Below are 17,963 nucleotides of genomic sequence, written 5' to 3' on the forward strand. Positions count from 1 at the left end.
CTCCGGCCAGGGCGGCAGCAACGGCTCGATCAACGCCCACAGGTCATCGTCCACGATCCACGGCCGAGTATTCACACATCGCGAAGGGCCGAATCATCACACCGGTCACGCCCGACCAGGGCACTTCAACAAGATCGTGTTACGAGCTCTTAGGAATCAGTGGCCACTCTGAAACACCTCACTCTTCGATTAGTTGCAGGGTGGCTGCTCGGTGGTCACCTGCTGCCGCCAACCCGTCGACGAGGCGTCGCCACCGTGCAATATGGGCCGGCAGCATTTCATCGCGTGAGTGAAGTGTCTTGAGCCAGTCGGTGACGTACCAGCACTTGTTGGCGATGACGCCATAGTTATCGTCGACCAATCGCTCCGCCAAGTCGAGCCCCCTGCCTCGCTGCCAATCCAGCGGAGCGCACTTGCCAAGCTTCGCGAGTGCGTCGAGGGCCTTGGGTTCCTGCCGGGCGATCCCTATCCAACGATCCACGAGGCCAGCGAGGCTGTCGGGGTGTAGCCAGCCTTCTCGGGCGCGATCTAGGGTCGCGTCGATGTCGGTGTCGCTCATGTCGATCTCGGGAGCAGGTAGTAGCGCCCCCAGTGCGTAGTCGCCCCAGTGGTGATCGGTGCGTAGTTCAGTGCCGTCGCCGATGGCATCGAGGGCGGTCTCCATGACGACGGACCATATGTCCAGAAGGGCCGGGCGTAGGTCATCGTCATAGGTGAACAGCACGGTGAGGTCATGGAGGAAATCGTGCAGGGCGCGACCATTGGCAGCAAAGCGCTGTACATGTGCTTTGAGCGGCTCGGTGTTACCCCTGAGCGCCAGGGCAACGATGACGCGAGCGCTCTGCCGGCTGTGCCGGTTCTCGTACCCTTCCCTCGCCCAGTGGTCGGCGGCGCGGGCGTGGGCGTCAAGCAGGACTTCAGCAAGTCCGTCCGCCTGATCTGCCGCACAACTGTTGCTGAGGGACGCTGAACCGGCAGCAATTAGTGGCGGAATCAGTGACGTCAGATAGAGCCGCTCCGTCTCGACCTCGGGCAACGTCTGCTCGTAAGGACCGTCGAGACGGGGACGGCCGAGTACACCAGTGGTGGGGTCCCAGTCGCCAAGGCGACAGTCCTGCAGTCCCGCCCGCACGACGTTGAGCACTACTTGGTGGCGGCACGGGCTCGACTGCTGGTCAGCGTCGCACGGCGCGTCCCAGACACGTTCGACAGCCAGGGCAAACGCGATGCGCACCTCGTCGAAGTGGTTCGTGGTGCAGCGGTCCAAGGCACCGATGATTGCCTGCCGATCGAGGTCGACGTCATCAGATGCCACGGCCAGGAGTGCCGGTAGTCCAGTCGCCGCAGATCGATCAGCACCCACCGAGTAGAAGGAAGAAGCGACGTACTCAGCCCGACTCGGTTCGGCGATCGCCTCGATCAGGGCATCCGTCGCCCAACGCAAGTCGTCAACCGGCACCTGGATCCGTCCGCGGGCGTGTGCGACGGCTGCGGCAGCAGCGACGGCAGCGATCGGGTCAAGGCGGTTGAGAGCAGGACTGGGTGGGTCGTCGCCCAGGGATCGCGCCAAGGCGATGTCAGCCAGAAGAGTGTCAACCGAGGCAACGCGATCTGCGGATCTGGCGTAGGTGTTCTGCAAGCGCAACGCCTGGCCGGCACGGTCGAACATCTCGGCTTCGGGCTGCATGCGAGTCGCCAGCGGCTCGGGGTGCTGATACTGCACGATCAAGTTGCCAGACTCATCAGATTCCGGATGAAAATTCTCCGGACTGAATGTCGCCGCCCATCCCCGTACTGAGGTGAGCATCCGATCAGCATCCGCGCCGCCCTGGGAGTCAGCGACCAGTTCCTCGGCACGACGGATGAGTTCCTCGCCTGTGGCCGCGAGCTCGTTCAGCCGGTTCTGATCACCGGAGAGGGTCGCTCGGATGGTGAGTTCGGCGGCGACGTCACGCAGATTGCTTCGACGGCGAGAGCGCCCCACAAGGTCAGGCTCGTCCGGGCCTTGTACGTACAGCACTCCTTCACCAGCGACTCGCGCGAATTCCAGATGCCATACGTCTGGGTCCCGCATCCAAGGATCCAGCAGATCACCTGCCTGCTCCAGATGCCGCACAAGGAACCCGACCACGAGGCCAGGCATGGCCAGGTTGTTGCAGTCACGCAACAGCAACTGCATAACCCGAGCCATCGGGATACCAGCGATGGCCACAAGCTGGTCCGCGAGGCGCTCAACCGCGAGCAGCGCACTCATGCACGGGTACGGGCCGACTGACGACCCTCGATACCAGGCCCATACGTGTTCGTCCCCGACGCAGTGCCTGACACCGACCCCCGGCAGATCCAGATCCACGCCGGTCAGCTCATCTTCGGGAATCTGAACGTGGCTATCGTGGCCTCCGACCCGGATGGCCGCCGCATGGTCGAGCATCCGGTTGATCAACGCCAGCGTCGGCACGGTGCGGGCCTTCAGCAGCTGCCAGAAGGGGCCGTGGTACCAACCTGCCATCCGTTCAGTGATGCCTCCACGAGCGCGGTGGTGCCGGATGCCATCATCAAACGGGTACGAACGAAACCCGCCGTATTTAGCCGCCTCGGAGTCGTATCGTTCGATGTAATAGGACTCAGCAAAGACCAAGAGCAGATCCGGCTGATGCCTAGCCAAGCCCGTCACGGGCCAGAAATTCTCCACGACAGGGTCAAGACGTGCACCACCGTCGTCAGCAATTCCCCTGAGGAACGCCTCGGCCCGTCCATCGAGATCTGGGCCAAGCAGTGCCAATGCTTCCACAGCAAATTCGTCCCAATGCTCTGGCTCGGCTGCGAGGATGCGGTCCCTCACCGTCTGCCGAATTGGGATGGATACACCCACCTCAGCTCTCACCAGTCCGCGCAGCCAGGCCAGCACCAGTTCGCGGATGGCGCGACTCATGTCAAAGCTAGCCCGGGAGCTGTCATCGGAGTCGGCATCGTGTTCGCGGCAGAAGGTCAACTCGACCAGCGGCGCAAGCACCACCGGGTCGCCGACGTCATGGGACGCGTAGCGCTGCATGGCCAACCGAATCGTTGTACGCAATCCGGCTTGCCGGTCCTTCTGCAACTCGGGCCATGCCCGGCCGAGGATCTCGCCGGCTGTACCAAGGGTGAGCACTGCCTCCCACGGCACATCCGACCACCGCTCGCCGTGGTCAACCGCGATCTGATCAAAGACGGCGCGTAGGTGTGCAAGTGACCGCCTGACGTCAGCAGTAGTGAGTAGCTGGGCCTGGCATGCGACACGTGCGGCACGTAGCGCCCAGCGCGGCGCATCGGCAGCTGAGAGGAGATCGAAGCCGTCCGTGACGAGCAGCCGCACCATTGCCATGTCTCGCACGAGATCGCTGGCAAATCGATCGGACGGGTTCCAGGCACTGGTCGCGTTCAGCGGCGCCAGCAAACCGTCGGAACGCAGGGAAGGCAACGCGGCTGAATCAGGTGGCGCAGAGTTCTCTTGCGGAAGCAGCTGGCGCCTGGCCAGTGCACGAAGAGATTGATCACGAGCGTCAGGTGAGGGCCCTCCTGCCACCACCATCTCTCCGCGGCGCACCAAGTGCCCCCAGACGGCAGCGAACAGGTCGGCCTCCGACGCCACTCCTTGAGGGGCCGCCACGCTCGGACCTGCACGCAGCAACATGTCAACCAGACCTGGCCTGCCCAGCAACCACTGCGCCCGCTCGTCACTGGCCCACCGCTGCAGTTGTGGAAAGACCTCAACCAACTGCGTGATCTCAACCGAGGTCAGCCGAGGGACCTCATGCTCACGAACGAGGTTCTCGATGACCTCGCCGTGCCGCTCCACACTTTCCGCTGCCTGCATGAGGACATCACGTGCGGCTCCTGAACCATCAGTGCGGGTTACCGCCACCACGCCAAGCCCGGCGGTTATGGCCGCCCGTGCAAGGTCGGAGAGCAACCGGGCACGGCCTTCCAGCACCGACTCCGCGCCATCAACGACCAGCAGGCGCCCCGTACCGATCGCCGAGGCACCGAGCACCACTGCGAGGCGGGCACCGAGCAGCGTCTCGAATTCCACCAGGGTCGCGGGAATCTCTCGCAGGTTCAGCACTGTGACTGCGACCCCGTCGGCTCGCAGCTGGCCCGCGGTACGCAAGGCCAGGGCCGACTTGCCAGCATCAGGCTCACCGTGAACGATCAGTGCGGTCGCCTGCAATGCGACCGCTCTTGCTTCGGCAGCCAGGGCGCTTCCGGCCTCGACGCGCTCCAACTCAAGGTTCTCGCCCGCGCCGGTCAACCGGAACCGTACGAGATTCTCAGCCGTCTCCGACAAGGCGTCGAGGACACGCCACGCTGCGGGGTAGGACGGGGAGCGGTCAAGAGCCGCAGCCCCGGAAAGCTGCCTTCGCAGCATGCTCTCGGTGACAGTGGCCGCTGCCGGGGCGTACCCTTGAGAGAGCCTGCCCAGCGCTTCGAACAGTGCGTCGGCACCCTCTACGGAGGAGTCGGGAACGATACCCCGCAGACGCCCCACCACCGCTGTGCGGTCGGACTCGTCGGCTCCCTCCAGCCTCAGCTCCCACAACCAGAGCACGTGCAGGACTCGCCAGGTCAGCTCCGCGTCAGGTGTCTCGGTACGTACCTTCGGGCTGGCAGCCGCCTTAGCGATCAACGCATCCAGATGAGTCAATCGCGTGCGAACAGCGTTGCTCGTACGTCCCGCCTGTTCTACGGCTACGCGGAACGACTCCTCATCGGGCTGCCCATGAGCGATCACAGCCAGCTCACGCACCTGTTGTACGGCCGGATTGGGACTGGCCACTGCAACTGCCAGGCGCCAGCGTCCCGTACTGGCCTCGTCCCAATGGTCGGTAACAACCCGCAGGTAGGACACAAGTAGGTCCGCTGTGGAATCGTCGCTGGTTACGAAGCTCGGGGCCCTACGCACTCCGATCGACAACCGCCGCTGCGCTCCGTCGGCTGTGTTGCCGACGACGATCAGGTCGTCTACGGCACTGAAATGACTGTCCTGAAAGCGCACTTCCACCGGCGTCACTTCGTCGCCCAAAGCCGGTACTGGATCGCCTAGGAGAAGGTGAGCCAGTAGGACAGCACCGAAACGGTGCTCCAAGACCGTGCCACCGCCACCAGTCGAGTACGGGCTGGCCACCTGTTCCGCTCCGTCACGCCCCACCATCTCTGCATCATATGGCGCACCAATGACATCGCAGATGGGTACGGCGATAGGAGGTAGTCCCGCCTTCAGTCGACTGCCACGCGACGGTAGGGGCGCCCTCTCGGGCTGGAGAACGGTTGGTCACACGACCGAATGCGTGCGCGATGCGTGCGCGGACGGAGCGGCATTCGGTGTCAGGGAGCAGGGGCGGGCGTAAGGCCAGGTGGCGCTGACCTGCACAGACAGCACCACCCGGCATGGATGATCACTCCCGATCACAGATTCGATCCCACTCCTAAAGCGGGTGTCGCAGGTTCGAATCCTGCCGGGGGCACCAGAAAGTACCAGGTAATGGGACATATCGACCCTCCGTGAGTGCCACGGAGGGTCGTTTTTGTCCCAGACGGGAACCTGATGGGAACGACACGATGAGTGACTCAGGGTAACTTTGCGCCTATCAAGCCTGGGGTGGGATAGTGCGACGATCTCCCGTCCGAGATGCCGAGAACGCCTTCCGCAGCCTCGACGACTTCGCAAGCCGCCCGGCGCAAGCCGTCCTGGGTGATGACTTCCGAAACGGAGACGGTCTGCCACGGCGCACCGCCATCACGGCCTTCCTACCGGAGAGGTGATCACCTCTCCGGACATCTGACAATTGCGTCGCCCGTGAGGTGCGTTTCCGGACGCCGTTTCAGCCCAGCGCGGAGGGAAGCGTCACCGGCAGGGGGAAGTTCGACCGCAGTGATGATGCACAGCGCGGGCGGGCTGCCGGTCAGGACGTCCGCGCCGAACGTCGTCTGCAGTTGCTGGCTGCCCTGCACGGTGATCGGAATCGTGGCCCCGGTCACGCTGAGCGCGAGGGTTGCCCGTACGACGCAAATCATGAAATTGCGTGTTCTCGGCATCATCTGACTTCGTCCTGGCCTTGATCCAGTCGTCACAGAAGTTGCTGCGGCACAGCCGACCAGGCTCCGGTCCGAGGAAGACGTGTCCGTCGCACAAGTCGCCCCCGCAGCCGCGACAGGGCTGTCTCGCTGAAGCGGAGCACGGAACATCACTCTCCGGTGCAGGTCAGTGCAGTCCGCGGCTAAAGCCCCCTCAGTTGTGGGCAGATCCGAAATACTTGACGCCTGCCGACAACACCCAGGGGGGACGTGGCCCAGCTCGAACTCGAAGTGCTCACGGACGATGCCGTTGAGGCAGCGGCCTTCGAGGCGTATTGGCGACTCAACGAAGACGGTGAGACGTGGGCCCAGACCGTCACCGCCATCCGCGCGGAGTATGGGCTGAAGCCGCAGCAGATGACCCGCATCGCCCAGCAGGCCGGCACGGCCTACCTGGCCGACTTGTTGTGCGAGTCCTGCGAGGACCCCTACCCCGTGTCCAGCCGCACCGACCTCACCCAAGCCCTCCGTTTCCCGAGCTGGAAGTGCCCGAGCTGCCACGAACGCGAAGTGGAAGAGCGCGCCGCGCGGGTCATGGAACAGAAGGCGCGGCGCCGCTCCGAGATCTACGAGCAGTACCCCATCTTGAACGGCCCCGACTTGGAGCCCACCGACCTCACCCTTTTCGAGGCCATCGCGCTGCATGCCCTCTTCAGCGACCCGGCAGTCGAAGACGCCGGGCTGACGTCTCCCACCGACATCTGGCCGAAGGAGTGCCGTTGGGCTCCCGAGCAGCTTCGGTACAACTTCGAACGTGGGCTTCTGAAGGCTGTGCCGCGCCGGCTCAAGGTGCACCCGGACTCGCACCTCGATGCCTTCGCCCTGGACGACGAAGGGGAACTAAGCGATTCCTTCTACCTCGGCCGCGTCAGCTACTACCTCATGGGCCAGGCCAACGAGCTCACTGATCGGCACCCCCGCCTCCTCCAGGCTCTGAACCACACCTTCCGGGAAGGCCCGTGGCCGAGCTCCTGGGCGGGTCAGTGGCGCAACCTATGGGACGAGCTGGTGCTGGCGGACGCACAGGACTACCTCGCGATGAAGCTCGGCGAGCACCACCTTGAGATGAACCAGGGCGAGGGGACCCGCACCGCCCTCCAGGATGCCCTGAGCACCTTCAGCCTCGGCCAGGTCTTCAACTTCATCTACCGGGCGGCCAAGGACTCCGCCGCCTACTACCAGCGTGGCGGAGTGAACAAGCGGCAAGCCGCCAACAGCACCATCGGGCGCATCAGCGCCAGCGCCGACAGGGCCCGCGCCAACGGCTGGGACGTCAAGCCCTTCGGTCGACCATGGAATCTCCCTCTCTCGGCCATCGGGGAGACGTTCTTCAGCAAGGTGATGTGGCAGCCAGCCATGATGCAGGTGGCATCTCGCGACGCGCAGGTCCCCTTGCACGCCTGGCCCGCTGAAAACGCCGCCGAGGGCACAGAGGACGAGGGCTTCGAGGAAGTACCGCACCCGGTGCCTGGCATCGATGAGGAAGGCACCTGGATCGACCTCGGCAAGATTCCTGGTGCCACTCCGTGGCCGGACGTCAACGACCTCCTGAAGCTTGAGCCTGGGACGGTCACCGCGATCGTGTCCGTGCCGACTGCCGGCCGCTCGACGATGGCGCTGAACATCGCGCTGCACAATGCCACAGCAGAACGATTCACCGTCTTCAGCACCTGCGAGATCAACTCGGACGCGATCGAGCGGAAGCTCGTCAGCGCCACATGCGGAGCAGATCTGCGATACCCCGCCGACACGGTGGACTTCGACTCCGTGCGTCGCCGCGCATCAGAGTCCTCAGTCAGGGTGCCAGGCTGGCACACCCCGACCATCGGGCTCCCGCTTGAACAGGTCTTCCGGGAAGCCGCAACTACGGTCATCCCACCGCAGCGTGGTCGCCTTGCCCTGTGGGTGGTCGACACGATCCAAAGCTACAGCGAGCTGGACGAGGAGGGCCTGGCATTGAGCATGGACGTGGCACGCCGCATTGCGGAGGAACACAACCTCGCGGTTCTGATCACAGCTCGAGCGTTGAGCGAAGGGCCTGACAAGCCGCTCGAACTGCACCACGTCCCGACGTCTATCGCACGCAGTGCCGACACCATCGTTGAACTACACCGCGACGGGGTCTACTGGACCAGCCTGCCCGACGCCGACTCAGCCACTGTGCGAGCTTTGAAGGTCGGAGGTAAGCAGTGCAAGGAATCCGTCTCGCTGAACTTCGAGGCTTCCTTCTGCCGCTTCGTCCGAACTGACACGTGACCAAGCCCTCAGGAGACCTTCAGCGGTGCTTGCCCACGGCGCACCGAGGCGCCCCAGCCGGGTGAATCAGCGTCGCCGTGCGCGAACCACAGGGCAGGCCAGGGTTTGCGCCCCAACCCGGAGCGCCCATGGGCTGCGGCACTGTCCTCACCGACTCCTGATCTTGATGGGGGCAACCGCGGGCACCATGAGCAGTGTCCTGGCGCAGCACCAGCAGACACCTGGTCGCTGCCGCCGATCACGCGTCTGGCCGAAATTCCCCGCTGAGCGCAGGGGGAGTTCTCGCTGTCAGGGCCTATGCGCAGTCGCCCGGCGGCAGCCCGCAGGACCTGCTCGCTGAACCGCGGCGGCTTCCAGCGACTGTGCCAGCCGTACTACCGCACCCAACGGCAGCGGCCGTAGGGTGCGGCAGCACGGCCGGCCTACTCATCCAAGTGTTGCAGTGGGATGGGCGCATCGAAGACGTCGACGACGAACTCCGAGGATCCGTTGCCCTCGAAGTCGACATCACGGTCGCTGTGAAGCAACGTATGGATCCTTACCCAACGCCCCTCGGCGCTCGCATCCTCCGCCACATTGAGCGCGCTACGAACGGGGCCGATGCCGCCAGTCAGCCGCTTACTCGTCCAGGTTTGCAGGAGCTTCGCTTCTGCGGGAAGCGCCCACGTGCGAGGCTCGGCGCTGGCTGGCACGGAGACCTCGTCGCTGAGCAATTGCATAACCCAGTCGACGTCTCCATCGCTGCCGCGCGCGTTCGACATGCGAATGCCGAGCCCGATCATGTACGCGCCCTCAAGGTACTCCTCGAGTTCATCATCGATATCGCTGAAGTAGACGGCAGGGCGAACCACATCGATCGGCCCGAACCCGGTGAAGACTCCAAGCATCGGTGCGCACTTGTCCTTGAGATATTGCTGCGCGGCCATGCGCACAGGCTTCGGGACTCGATCCAGCACCACTCCGAGAGCAGTCTCGTCCCGGTCGGCCAGGAAGCAGTTGAGTGCATCGACCAGTTCCCCGGTCAGATGGAGATCACCCGCTCCCAGTGTGGTCACCGCCTCCAACTCGTCGCGAGGACCTTTGACAAGGGCGAATACTCTGCTCCGCCCCGGACTCGTGTGCGCGATGAACGAATGAATCATTTCCTGTCTCACATCACGTCTCAGAAGCAGCACCAGCACAAGCACGCGCCGATACCGCCACAAGTAATGGGGAACCCTGCCAATCGACGTGTCGTCTGAGCTACATGCTCGTTCGCATGGTCAAAGGTGGGTTGCTGTCAGACCCAGCACTTCAGCCCGGGTCCGCATGGCTAGCGGCAGGTTACCCGGGCGCAAGCCCGGTGACAATGGCGCACAAAGACGTGAGCCGGGCAAAGACAGTGCTAGGGCGGCTTGAACGGTCGGCGGATCAAGTAGCACAAATCGCCGGGGCCACACAGGAATGCGGCACCGCCAATGAGCCACTGTCACACGCGCTCCTCCTCGCTCCGCGATAGCAGTTCGCAAAGCCCCCTCGCCGAGTTTCGTCTCATGCCAGGATCACCTTGAGGCCCTGGTCCGTGGCGGCCAGTGGGCCTGACACGCCAGCCCGAAGGAGCAGCATGGAACCCCGCAGCGCAGCTGCTGTCGGCAGGGACTTCCCATACACCGCGAAGACGCTCTGCTACATCGAAGTAGCCAAGGACGGAACAGTGTCCCACGGCGTTGATACCGGTACTTACGAGCGGGCTCGCAGCGGGGAGTCCCAGCTGTTCGCCGTATGGCCGGGCTCCTGGCGAAGCGACCTGTTCGTCATCGATGACCTCGACGAGTCCGCCCGCGCACACGGGCTCCTTCACGATCAACAGCGCACCGGGCTCGCTGCCCACGAGCACGCCATCCGCTGGACGCTGGACCCCAGCGAGAAGAAGCCGATGGGCAGCTACATCACTGTCCGCGTCCATCTGGACTGCGGATGCGCCATCAATGACCTCGACGCGTTCGCCAAGCAGATGCGCGCCCAGCAAGGATGGGACATCGCCACGACAGGCGGGTGGGGCGGGAGTACCACATCAGGGACCTACATGCGCGTGCGTCGCAAGAGCCTGGACTCCTGACCGGCCTCGCGTGCGTGCCCGATGCGTGAGCGGACGGTCCGGCACAGGGTGCGCAGGGCCTGCTCAACCTAGCTCGCCGTCTTCTCCTGAAGGGCGGTCAGTTCGGCGCGGGCCGGCGGGGCCAGCACGTGTACGGCCAACTGATCGGCTTCCGCGAACAGTTCGGGGCGAGCATCCAGCAGCCGGTCCAGCACCGCGGCCTTCCCCCCGGCGGTGAGTGCGTCCAGGGCTTCGCCGGGGGTACGGCGAGTGTCGTCGACAGGCACGGCCTGCCAGGACATGCCCCGTTCGACGGCGTGCAGGGAGAGTGCGACGGCATGTCGGCACAAGCGTCCTGATGCCGGGTTGCACGAGCCGTCGCACTCCGCCGTCAGCTCCCGCCCCACGACCCGCACCCAGACACCACAGGCGGCGCCCGAACCGTCCCGCACCAGGCCGCAGATATCGCGGGGCTCGCTCTCCGCCTCGATCACCGCACCGTCGGCGAGCAAGGTCCGTCCCTCAGTGACCTCGGTGTCGTCGGCGAACGCGTAGACCGTCTCCTCGTCCATGACCACAGCCATGCGGTCATTCAAGCGCACCCCCGGGTGAGCATGCGGCCCTGGCTACGCTCGGCAGCGCGATGCATGGCAACGTGCCCGGGCTGAGTAGGAATGGCCTTCGGTGCCGCATTCGAGTTCGGCGGCTGCGACTGTGGCGATCCCTTCTGGGGGTGGGCAGCGGGGCGTCCGTACCGCGTCCGCGCGGCCCGCGGACCGTCGCCGACCTGCTCGACGAGGCCATGGACACGGTGTGTGCCATCCCGCCCGCCGACACGGCGCGTCGCGAAGCCGCTCTGGGGCCGGGCCGCCGCCCGTTCCCCAAGGCGGGCATGGGTCGCGCGGTACTGGCGGCTGGCAGTGAGGTACTGCACGCGGGGTGTGACACCGTGGCTGGCAGCCCGCCGATGCGGCGCGCGCCCCCTGGCCAACGCCGGGCGCGCCCGCATGAAAGAAGAGTCTAGAATAAGTCCAGGTATAATAAGTGCACCTATCCATGCAGAGGTGTACCGTGGACAAACCTGCCGAGATGTTCGACCGCGACTTCGAGTGGGCCGAGCTGACCCGCTTCGCCGCCCTGCCCGGACCGCGTGCCACCCTCGGTGTGGTCTCCGGCCGCCGCCGCCAGGGCAAGACCTTCCTCTTGGACGCCGTCGCGCGGGCAAGCGGCGGCTTCATGTTCACCGCCACCGAGACCACCGAAACCGACGCCCTGCGCCAGTTCGGCGAAGCCCTCGCCCGCCACCGCGACCAGCCCACCCCGTTCCGCTTCACCCACTGGGACGAGGCCGTCACCGAGCTCATGCGCATCGCCGACAGGGGCGGCCCCACCATCGCGGTCATCGACGAGTTCCCCTTCCTCGCCAAGGCCTCCCCCGCCCTCCCCTCGATCATCCAGCGTGCCCTCGACCCCGCCGCCCAGCACACCAACACCCCCGTACGGCTCCTGCTGTGCGGCTCCGCCCTGTCCTTCATGGGCGGACTCCTCGCCGGCAACGCCCCGCTGCGCGGCCGTGCCGGCCTGGAACTCGTCGTCCCCACCCTGGACTTCCGCCTCGCCGCCGAGTTCTGGGAGATCACCGACCCGCGCACTGCACTGCTCACCCACGCCATCGTCGGCGGCACCCCCGCCTACCGCCGCGAGTTCACCCAGGGCGATACCCCCGCCGGGCCCCACGACTTCGACGCCTGGGTCACCCGCGCCGTCCTCAATCCCGCCCGTCCGCTCTTCCGCGAGGCCCGCTACCTGCTCGCAGAGGAACCCGAACTCCACGACACCGCGCTCTACCACTCCGTCCTGGCCGCCATCGCCGCCGGAAACGCCGCACGCGGCGGCATCGCCGACTACCTCGGCCGCAAGTCCACCGACCTCGCCCACCCGCTCAGCGTCCTCCAGGACGTCGGCATGATCACCCACGAGGCCGACGCCTTCCGCCGCAACCGCTCCGCCTACCGCATCGCCGAACCTCTCATCGCCTTCTACCACGCGGTCATGCGCCCCGCCTGGGGCGATCTGGAACGCCCCGGACGCGCCCCCGCCGTCTGGCGCCGCGCCCAGTCCACCTTCCGCAGCAAGGTCGTCGGCCCGCACTTCGAACAGGTCTGCCGCGAATGGGCCCGCTGGCACGCGTCCCCCGCAACCCACGGCGGGCAGGTCACAAGGATCGCCAGCGGGACCGTCAACGATCCTGCCGCGAAGACCAGCCACGAAGTCGACGTCGCAGTCCATGGCGAGACCGACAGCGGCCGCGAAACACTACTCGCCATCGGCGAAGCCAAATGGAACGACGTCATGGGAAAGGGCCACCTCGAACGTCTCCAGCACATCCGTGCTCTCCTCACCGCGCGCGGCACCGCCACCGACGTCACCCGGCTGCAGTGCTACAGCGGCACCGGCTTCACCGACGAACTGCGCCACCTCGCCGAGAACGACCCCGCCATCCAGCTGATCGATCCAGTTCGCCTCTACCGCGGCGACTGACCCGCTCGCAGTCACCGCCCCTGTACGGGGAACATGGCCTCCGGATGGAAGCGCGCCGGAAACCGCCGTCCGGCAGCCGTCTCCTCGCTGCCCACCGAGTTCGAACAGATCATCCAGGAAGCGCGCCGGGAGGCGACCCAGGCCCCTGGATTGCATCGCGCTGCGGGTGCCGTCGTTGCTCCGCGTCGCCTGGCCGGAGGAACTCCCCGGCCGAGCAGGCCCTGCCACAACCCATTGCCACCGATGCCTACCGGACGGCCGCGCAGATGGAGATCAGGCCTCGCGGGAGCCGTCGTACATCCCCTCGATGACCTCGGCGTACTCGCGCTCCACGACAGGCCGCTTGACCTTGAGGCTCGGGGTGAGTTCACCGTGCTCGATGTCGAGGTCGCGCGACAGCACCGAGAACTTCTTGATCGTCTGCCACCGTTGCAGGTCGCCGTTGACCCGCTGGACGAAGCCGTCGATCAGCTCGTGGACCTGTGGCGAGGAGACGACCTCGGCGTAGCTGCGGCCGCCGAGGTCGTGAGACGCCGCCCACGGCATGATCACGGTCTCGTCCAGGGTGATCAGGGCGCTGCAGAAATTGCGGCCGTTGCCGATGACCAGGATGTTGCTGACGAACGGACAGACGGCCTTGAAGCGGCCTTCGATCTCGGTGGGCGCCACGTACTTGCCGCCCGAGGTCTTGAACACGTCCTTCTTGCGGTCGGTGATCCGGACGAAGCCGTCCTTGTCCATCTCGCCGATGTCGCCGGTGTGCAGCCAGCCGTCGCTCTCCAGCACCTCCGCGGTCTTCTCGGCGAGGTTGTGGTAGCCGCGCATGACGCCGGGGCCCCGCAACAGGATCTCGCCGTCCTCGGCGATGCGGACCTCGGTGCCGGGAAGCGGTTTGCCGACCGTGCCGACCCGGTAGTCGTCGGCGGGGTTGACGATGCAGCCCGCGCTGGTCTCGGTCAGACCGTAGCCCTCGAGCACGTGCACGCCGGCGCCGGAGAAGAAGTAGCCGATATCGGGGGCGAGTGCGGCACTGCCGGAGACGCTGGCGCGCAGATTGCCTCCGAAGGCCGCGCGGATCTTGCCGTACACCAGCCTGTCAGCGATGGCGTGCTGCACGACCAGCGACAGTGGCACGCTGCGCCTTCCGGTCGCCGCCATGCTCTCCTGCCCGGCCCTGGCGTAGTCGCGGGCGACCTTCGCCGCCCAGAGGAAGATCTTGTACTTGGCACCACCCTCGGCTCTCGCCTTTCCCGCGATGCCGTTGTAGACCTTCTCGAAGATCCGCGGCGCGGACGCCATCAAAGTGGGGCGCACGGCGGGCAGGTTGGTGATGATGCGGTCCACCCGACCGTCCACCGCCATCACGTGGCCGGTCCTGATCTGACCGGAGATCAGAGCCTTGCCGAAGACATGGGACAGCGGCAGCCACAGGAACTGCACATCCTCGGAGCGCAGCAGCCCGCCGGCCTCCTGTGCCACGGCCTGGTACGACCAGCAGTCGTGCACCAGGCGCACGCCCTTGGGTCGGCCGGTGGTGCCGGAGGTGTAGATCAGGGTCGCGAGTTGCTCCGGCTCGATTGCCCGGACCGTCTCCTCGATCGCGTCCGGGTGTTCTTCGAGGTACACCAGACCCCGCTTCTCCAGTTCGCCGAGGGACAGCACCTCCAGCCCCTCCACCTGAGGGAGCTCCGCCTGAGGGTCGAAGAGGATCGCGTGCCCGAGTTCGGGCAGGCGCTCGACATGGGCGACCACCTTGGCCAGCTGGGTGGCGTTCTCGACGAAGATCGCCCGGCTGCCGGAGTCGGAGAGGATGTACACCGTCTCATCGGCATTGGTACTGGGGTAGACGGCGGTGGCGGCCGCGCCCGCGCACATGACGCCCAGGTCGGCCAGGATCCACTCCACCCGCGTGGAGGAGGAGATCGCCACCCGCTCCTCGGGCCGCACCCCGAGGGCAAGCAGGCCGGCCGCGATCGCCTTGACACGCTCAGCGGTCTGCGCCCAGGTCAGCGAGCGCCACGGCTCGGTGCCGTGAGCGCCGTCGGCGGCCGGCACGGGATAGCGGTATGCCTCTCGGTCGGGTGTGGCCTCGACCCTTGAGAGAAAGAGGTGCGCCACGGAAGCCGGGCGATTTTCAAGAGGGGACTGCGCGGAACTCACATTGACCTCCGGGCCCGGGTGCGCCCATCAAACGACTTGTTAACTGACAGGTAACTCGCAAGCAGTGGTCAGAGTAGGGGGTGAGCCTGCCGACGCGTAAGGGAGGAAGGCCCGGCACAAGCCGCAATGTCGAACCTTGGGCGCACGCACAAGGAGCCTCCCCGCCGGGACTCCGGCGCCTCGGCGACATGCGAGTGATCCACTGGCGTGGTAGCTGAGTTCAGGGCGATGACAGAGGCCGGGGACACCTGTCCGGCATCGACAGACTGGGCTTCACGCGATACACCCCCCCGGCCACCGTCTCGTACGCGTTGAGGATCCGGTCCCGGTGCGTCGGCGGCCACCGTTCAACTCGTGAGGGAAATTTCCGTCACAGGGTGAGCACGAGTTTTCCGCGGACCTGGCCGGTCTTGCTGGTCCGGTGTGCTTCGGCCGCCTTGTGCAGGGGCAGGACGTCCTGGACTTCGACATGGATGACCCCGGTGTCGATGAGCGTGCTGATGCGGTGCAGCGCCTCACCGTCCGGGGTGACGATCACGCGCTGCCCGTTGATCCCCGGCACGCGGTGCGTCTCGTCTATGGGTTCCGGCAGGGTGATGAGGGTCCCGCCCGGTCGCAGCAGAGGCCACGACTCCCGCTGGGTCCGGCCGCCGACGGTGTCGATGACAGCGTGGACCGGTTGGATGGTGTGCAGGCCGTCCGAGGTGCGGTCCACAGGCTCATCGACACCGAGCCGGCGTAGGAAGTCGAGATTGCGCGGTGAGGCGGTGGCCGAGACATGCGCCCCGCGGGCTTTGGCGAACTGTACGGCGAAGTGGCCGACCCCGCCCGCGCCGGCGTGCACCAAAACCCGCTGCCCTGAGGCCACGTGTGCGGCATCGAGAGACTGCCAGGCGGTCAGGGCCGCCAGCGGTACGGCCGCGGCCTGGGCGAACGACAGGCCGGCGGGCTTGGGCGCCACCGCCGATGCAGGCAGGACGGCGAACTCCTGGTAGGCGCCGCCGTGCGGCAGGGGCAGCATGCCGTACACCTCGTCTCCGACAGCTGGACCGTCCGCCGTCGCCGTTGCGACGACCTCCCCTGCCACATCCCAGCCCAGCGCCAGCGGGAATTGGCGGTCCGTGCCGACCGCACCTTCACGGAACTTCCAGTCGACGGGGTTGACCCCGGCTGCCCGAACCCTCACCAGGACCTCTCCGGCCGCGGGGGCCGGTACTGGTTGCTCGGTCAGTTCCAGGACGCCTTCATCGCCGTAACGAGAGAAGACCACTGCACGCATGACACATACTCCTATGAAGTCGGAATGAGCCGCTCGGCCGTGATCGGCGACGGTTGTGTGCGGGGGCGCACTGCGCTCAACGTGGACCAGAAAGGGTCTGCCGACCATTACCCTGCAAGTGTCGGCCTCCGGCATGGAGGGTGGTACTGAAAGAGGCAGGCTTGCTGGGCAGTTGGGTCGTGACAAGCTCACGCCAGTAGGGGGAGTTCACAAAGGCTCCAGCAGCGGCGGAAGAGACGGTCGGCGGTCCGGTCACTTGAACGGCTCAGAGATTCCCTTTAGACCTGAGCCCGTTCTCGAGCCCGCACCGCCCCGACCGCTCTCCATCAGGCTGATTCGGTGGGCGCAGAGCGGTATCAAGGACCTGTCCGCCACAGCCTTTACAGCAAGTTTCAGACGTGCCCGGGCGCCGGGCGGCGCATTGCCGCCTCTGTGCCGACGACGAGCTCGTCGAGGTAGGCGCGGGCACCACGCGGCCGGGTGAGCGCCGCCGCTTGGCCGGACCAGAGGTTGACGTAATCGGCCAGACCGCGTTCCGCGGCTGCCGTGCGCAGCGGGCGGGTGAGCGTGTACTGGAGCGGGTAGGGCGCCAGTTCGCTCTCGTACGCCAGTGCCTCACGAGTGAAGCGGTTGGGGATGGCTCGCGCGAGCCGTCCCGAGAAGGCTCGGGTCAGTACGGTCGTACGCGCGTCGGGGCCGTGCAGTGCGGCCCGGTGGATGGCGCTCGCGCCGGACTCCTCGGTGGCTAGGAAGCCGGTGCCGATCTGTACTCCGTCAGCGCCGAGCGTCAGCGCCGCGGCAATACCGCGGCCGTCGGCGATGCCGCCGGCGGCCACGACGGGGATCGACACGGCCTGCGCGACCTGCGGGACGAGGGAGAAGGTCCCGACGAGGGACTCGTTCACGGGGCGCAGGAACGAGCCGCGGTGCCCTCCTGCGTCGCTGCCCGAGGCGACGACGGCGTCGATGCCCGCCGCCTCGATCGCGAGGGCCTCCTCGACGGTGGTCGCGGTACCGATGGTCCGGATGCCCCGGCACCGGGCCTCGTCGAGCACCCGGGCCTCGGGGATGCCCATCACGAAGCTGATCACCGGCGGCGCCGCCGCGAGCAGCGCGTCGATCTGCTCCGCGAAGGCCGGGGCGGGTGGTGGCTCCTCCAACTGGCCGGTCGGCAGCCCGAGTTCCTCGAACCACGGGCGCAGCAGCCCGGTATACCGGGCCGTCCGGTCACGGTCGGGCGGTGCCGCGGCTTCGTCAGGGTGCGGGACCCAGAGGTTGACCGCGAAGGGTCGCGCGGTGGCCTTCTGCAGCTCACTCACGAGCTCGCCGATTCCGTCCGGGGTGAGGATATGTCCTCCGTACGAGCCGAGCCCGCCGCCGTCGGAGACAGCGGAGGTGAGCGCCACGGACGAGAGTCCGCCGCCGAACGGTCCTTGCACGATGGGGACTTCCAGGTCCAGTAGCTCGGCGAGCCGGCCACGGGCCCAGGAACGCTTTCCGTCGGTCATGACAGTGGTCCTTGGAGTCGAGAAGTCG

At 66.3% G+C, this 17,963-nt stretch carries 10 protein-coding genes; 3 read left to right on the top strand and 7 right to left on the bottom strand.

Annotation, left to right across the window (positions count from 1 at the left end; translation table 11 throughout):
• Positions 1–178: 178 nt before the first annotated feature.
• Positions 179–5,062 carry a hypothetical protein gene (locus tag IEZ01_RS23000; RefSeq protein WP_189203523.1) on the bottom strand — a complete coding sequence of 1,628 codons (4,884 nt, stop codon included), beginning with the start codon at positions 5,060–5,062 and terminating at the stop codon, positions 179–181.
• Positions 5,063–5,802: 740 nt separating this feature from the next.
• Positions 5,803–6,078, bottom strand: coding sequence for a hypothetical protein (locus tag IEZ01_RS23005; RefSeq protein WP_189203525.1), 276 nt, complete (start codon positions 6,076–6,078; stop codon positions 5,803–5,805).
• Positions 6,079–6,324: 246 nt separating this feature from the next.
• Here IEZ01_RS23005 and IEZ01_RS23010 point away from each other — a divergent pair, with 246 nt between their 5' ends.
• On the top strand, positions 6,325–8,370 hold the full coding sequence (locus tag IEZ01_RS23010; protein WP_189203527.1) for an AAA family ATPase: 2,046 nt from the start codon (positions 6,325–6,327) through the stop codon (positions 8,368–8,370).
• 422 nt (positions 8,371–8,792) lie between these two features.
• Here IEZ01_RS23010 and IEZ01_RS23015 read toward each other — a convergent pair whose 3' ends face one another.
• Positions 8,793–9,425, bottom strand: coding sequence for a hypothetical protein (locus IEZ01_RS23015; protein WP_189203529.1), 633 nt, complete (start codon positions 9,423–9,425; stop codon positions 8,793–8,795).
• Positions 9,426–9,973: 548 nt separating this feature from the next.
• Between IEZ01_RS23015 and IEZ01_RS23020 the strand changes: the two genes are divergently transcribed.
• Positions 9,974–10,468, top strand: a complete 495-nt coding sequence (locus tag IEZ01_RS23020) for a hypothetical protein (protein WP_189203531.1) — start codon at positions 9,974–9,976, stop codon at positions 10,466–10,468.
• A gap of 68 nt (positions 10,469–10,536) precedes the next feature.
• On the opposite strand, the gene IEZ01_RS23025 is transcribed toward IEZ01_RS23020, so the two are convergent.
• Positions 10,537–11,031 (bottom strand): hypothetical protein, encoded by a 495-nt coding sequence (locus IEZ01_RS23025; protein ID WP_189203533.1) that lies wholly within the window; start codon positions 11,029–11,031, stop codon positions 10,537–10,539.
• A gap of 505 nt (positions 11,032–11,536) precedes the next feature.
• On the opposite strand from IEZ01_RS23025, the gene IEZ01_RS23030 reads away from it, so the two are divergent.
• The gene (locus tag IEZ01_RS23030; RefSeq protein WP_229833170.1) at positions 11,537–12,988 is read left to right on the top strand and encodes an AAA family ATPase; all 1,452 of its coding nucleotides are present in this window, start codon (positions 11,537–11,539) and stop codon (positions 12,986–12,988) included.
• A gap of 273 nt (positions 12,989–13,261) precedes the next feature.
• Here the strand turns inward: IEZ01_RS23030 and IEZ01_RS23035 are convergent, their stop codons facing one another.
• From IEZ01_RS23035 to IEZ01_RS23045, 3 genes are all read right to left on the bottom strand, one after another.
• Positions 13,262–15,148 (bottom strand): AMP-dependent synthetase/ligase, encoded by a 1,887-nt coding sequence (locus tag IEZ01_RS23035; protein ID WP_189203537.1) that lies wholly within the window; start codon positions 15,146–15,148, stop codon positions 13,262–13,264.
• Positions 15,149–15,518: 370 nt separating this feature from the next.
• A complete protein-coding gene (locus tag IEZ01_RS23040) occupies positions 15,519–16,427 on the bottom strand; it encodes an NADP-dependent oxidoreductase (RefSeq protein ID WP_040875099.1) in 909 nt (302 codons plus the stop codon).
• Positions 16,428–16,819: 392 nt separating this feature from the next.
• Positions 16,820–17,935: an NAD(P)H-dependent flavin oxidoreductase gene (locus IEZ01_RS23045; RefSeq protein WP_019884738.1), complete on the bottom strand. Its 1,116-nt coding sequence runs from the start codon at positions 17,933–17,935 to the stop codon at positions 16,820–16,822.
• Positions 17,936–17,963 lie beyond the last annotated feature (28 nt).

It is taken from the genome of Streptomyces purpureus, assembly GCF_014648195.1.
Lineage (GTDB): Bacteria > Actinomycetota > Actinomycetes > Streptomycetales > Streptomycetaceae > Streptomyces > Streptomyces purpureus.

Coding starts and splice junctions, on each gene's coding strand:
- IEZ01_RS23005 (WP_189203525.1), bottom strand. CDS start 6,078: ATGATGCCGAGAACACGCAATTTCATGATTTGCGTCGTACGGGCAACC.
- IEZ01_RS23020 (WP_189203531.1), top strand. CDS start 9,974: ATGGAACCCCGCAGCGCAGCTGCTGTCGGCAGGGACTTCCCATACACC.
- IEZ01_RS23025 (WP_189203533.1), bottom strand. CDS start 11,031: ATGGCTGTGGTCATGGACGAGGAGACGGTCTACGCGTTCGCCGACGAC.
- IEZ01_RS23030 (WP_229833170.1), top strand. CDS start 11,537: ATGTTCGACCGCGACTTCGAGTGGGCCGAGCTGACCCGCTTCGCCGCC.
- IEZ01_RS23040 (WP_040875099.1), bottom strand. CDS start 16,427: ATGCGTGCAGTGGTCTTCTCTCGTTACGGCGATGAAGGCGTCCTGGAA.
- IEZ01_RS23045 (WP_019884738.1), bottom strand. CDS start 17,935: ATGACCGACGGAAAGCGTTCCTGGGCCCGTGGCCGGCTCGCCGAGCTA.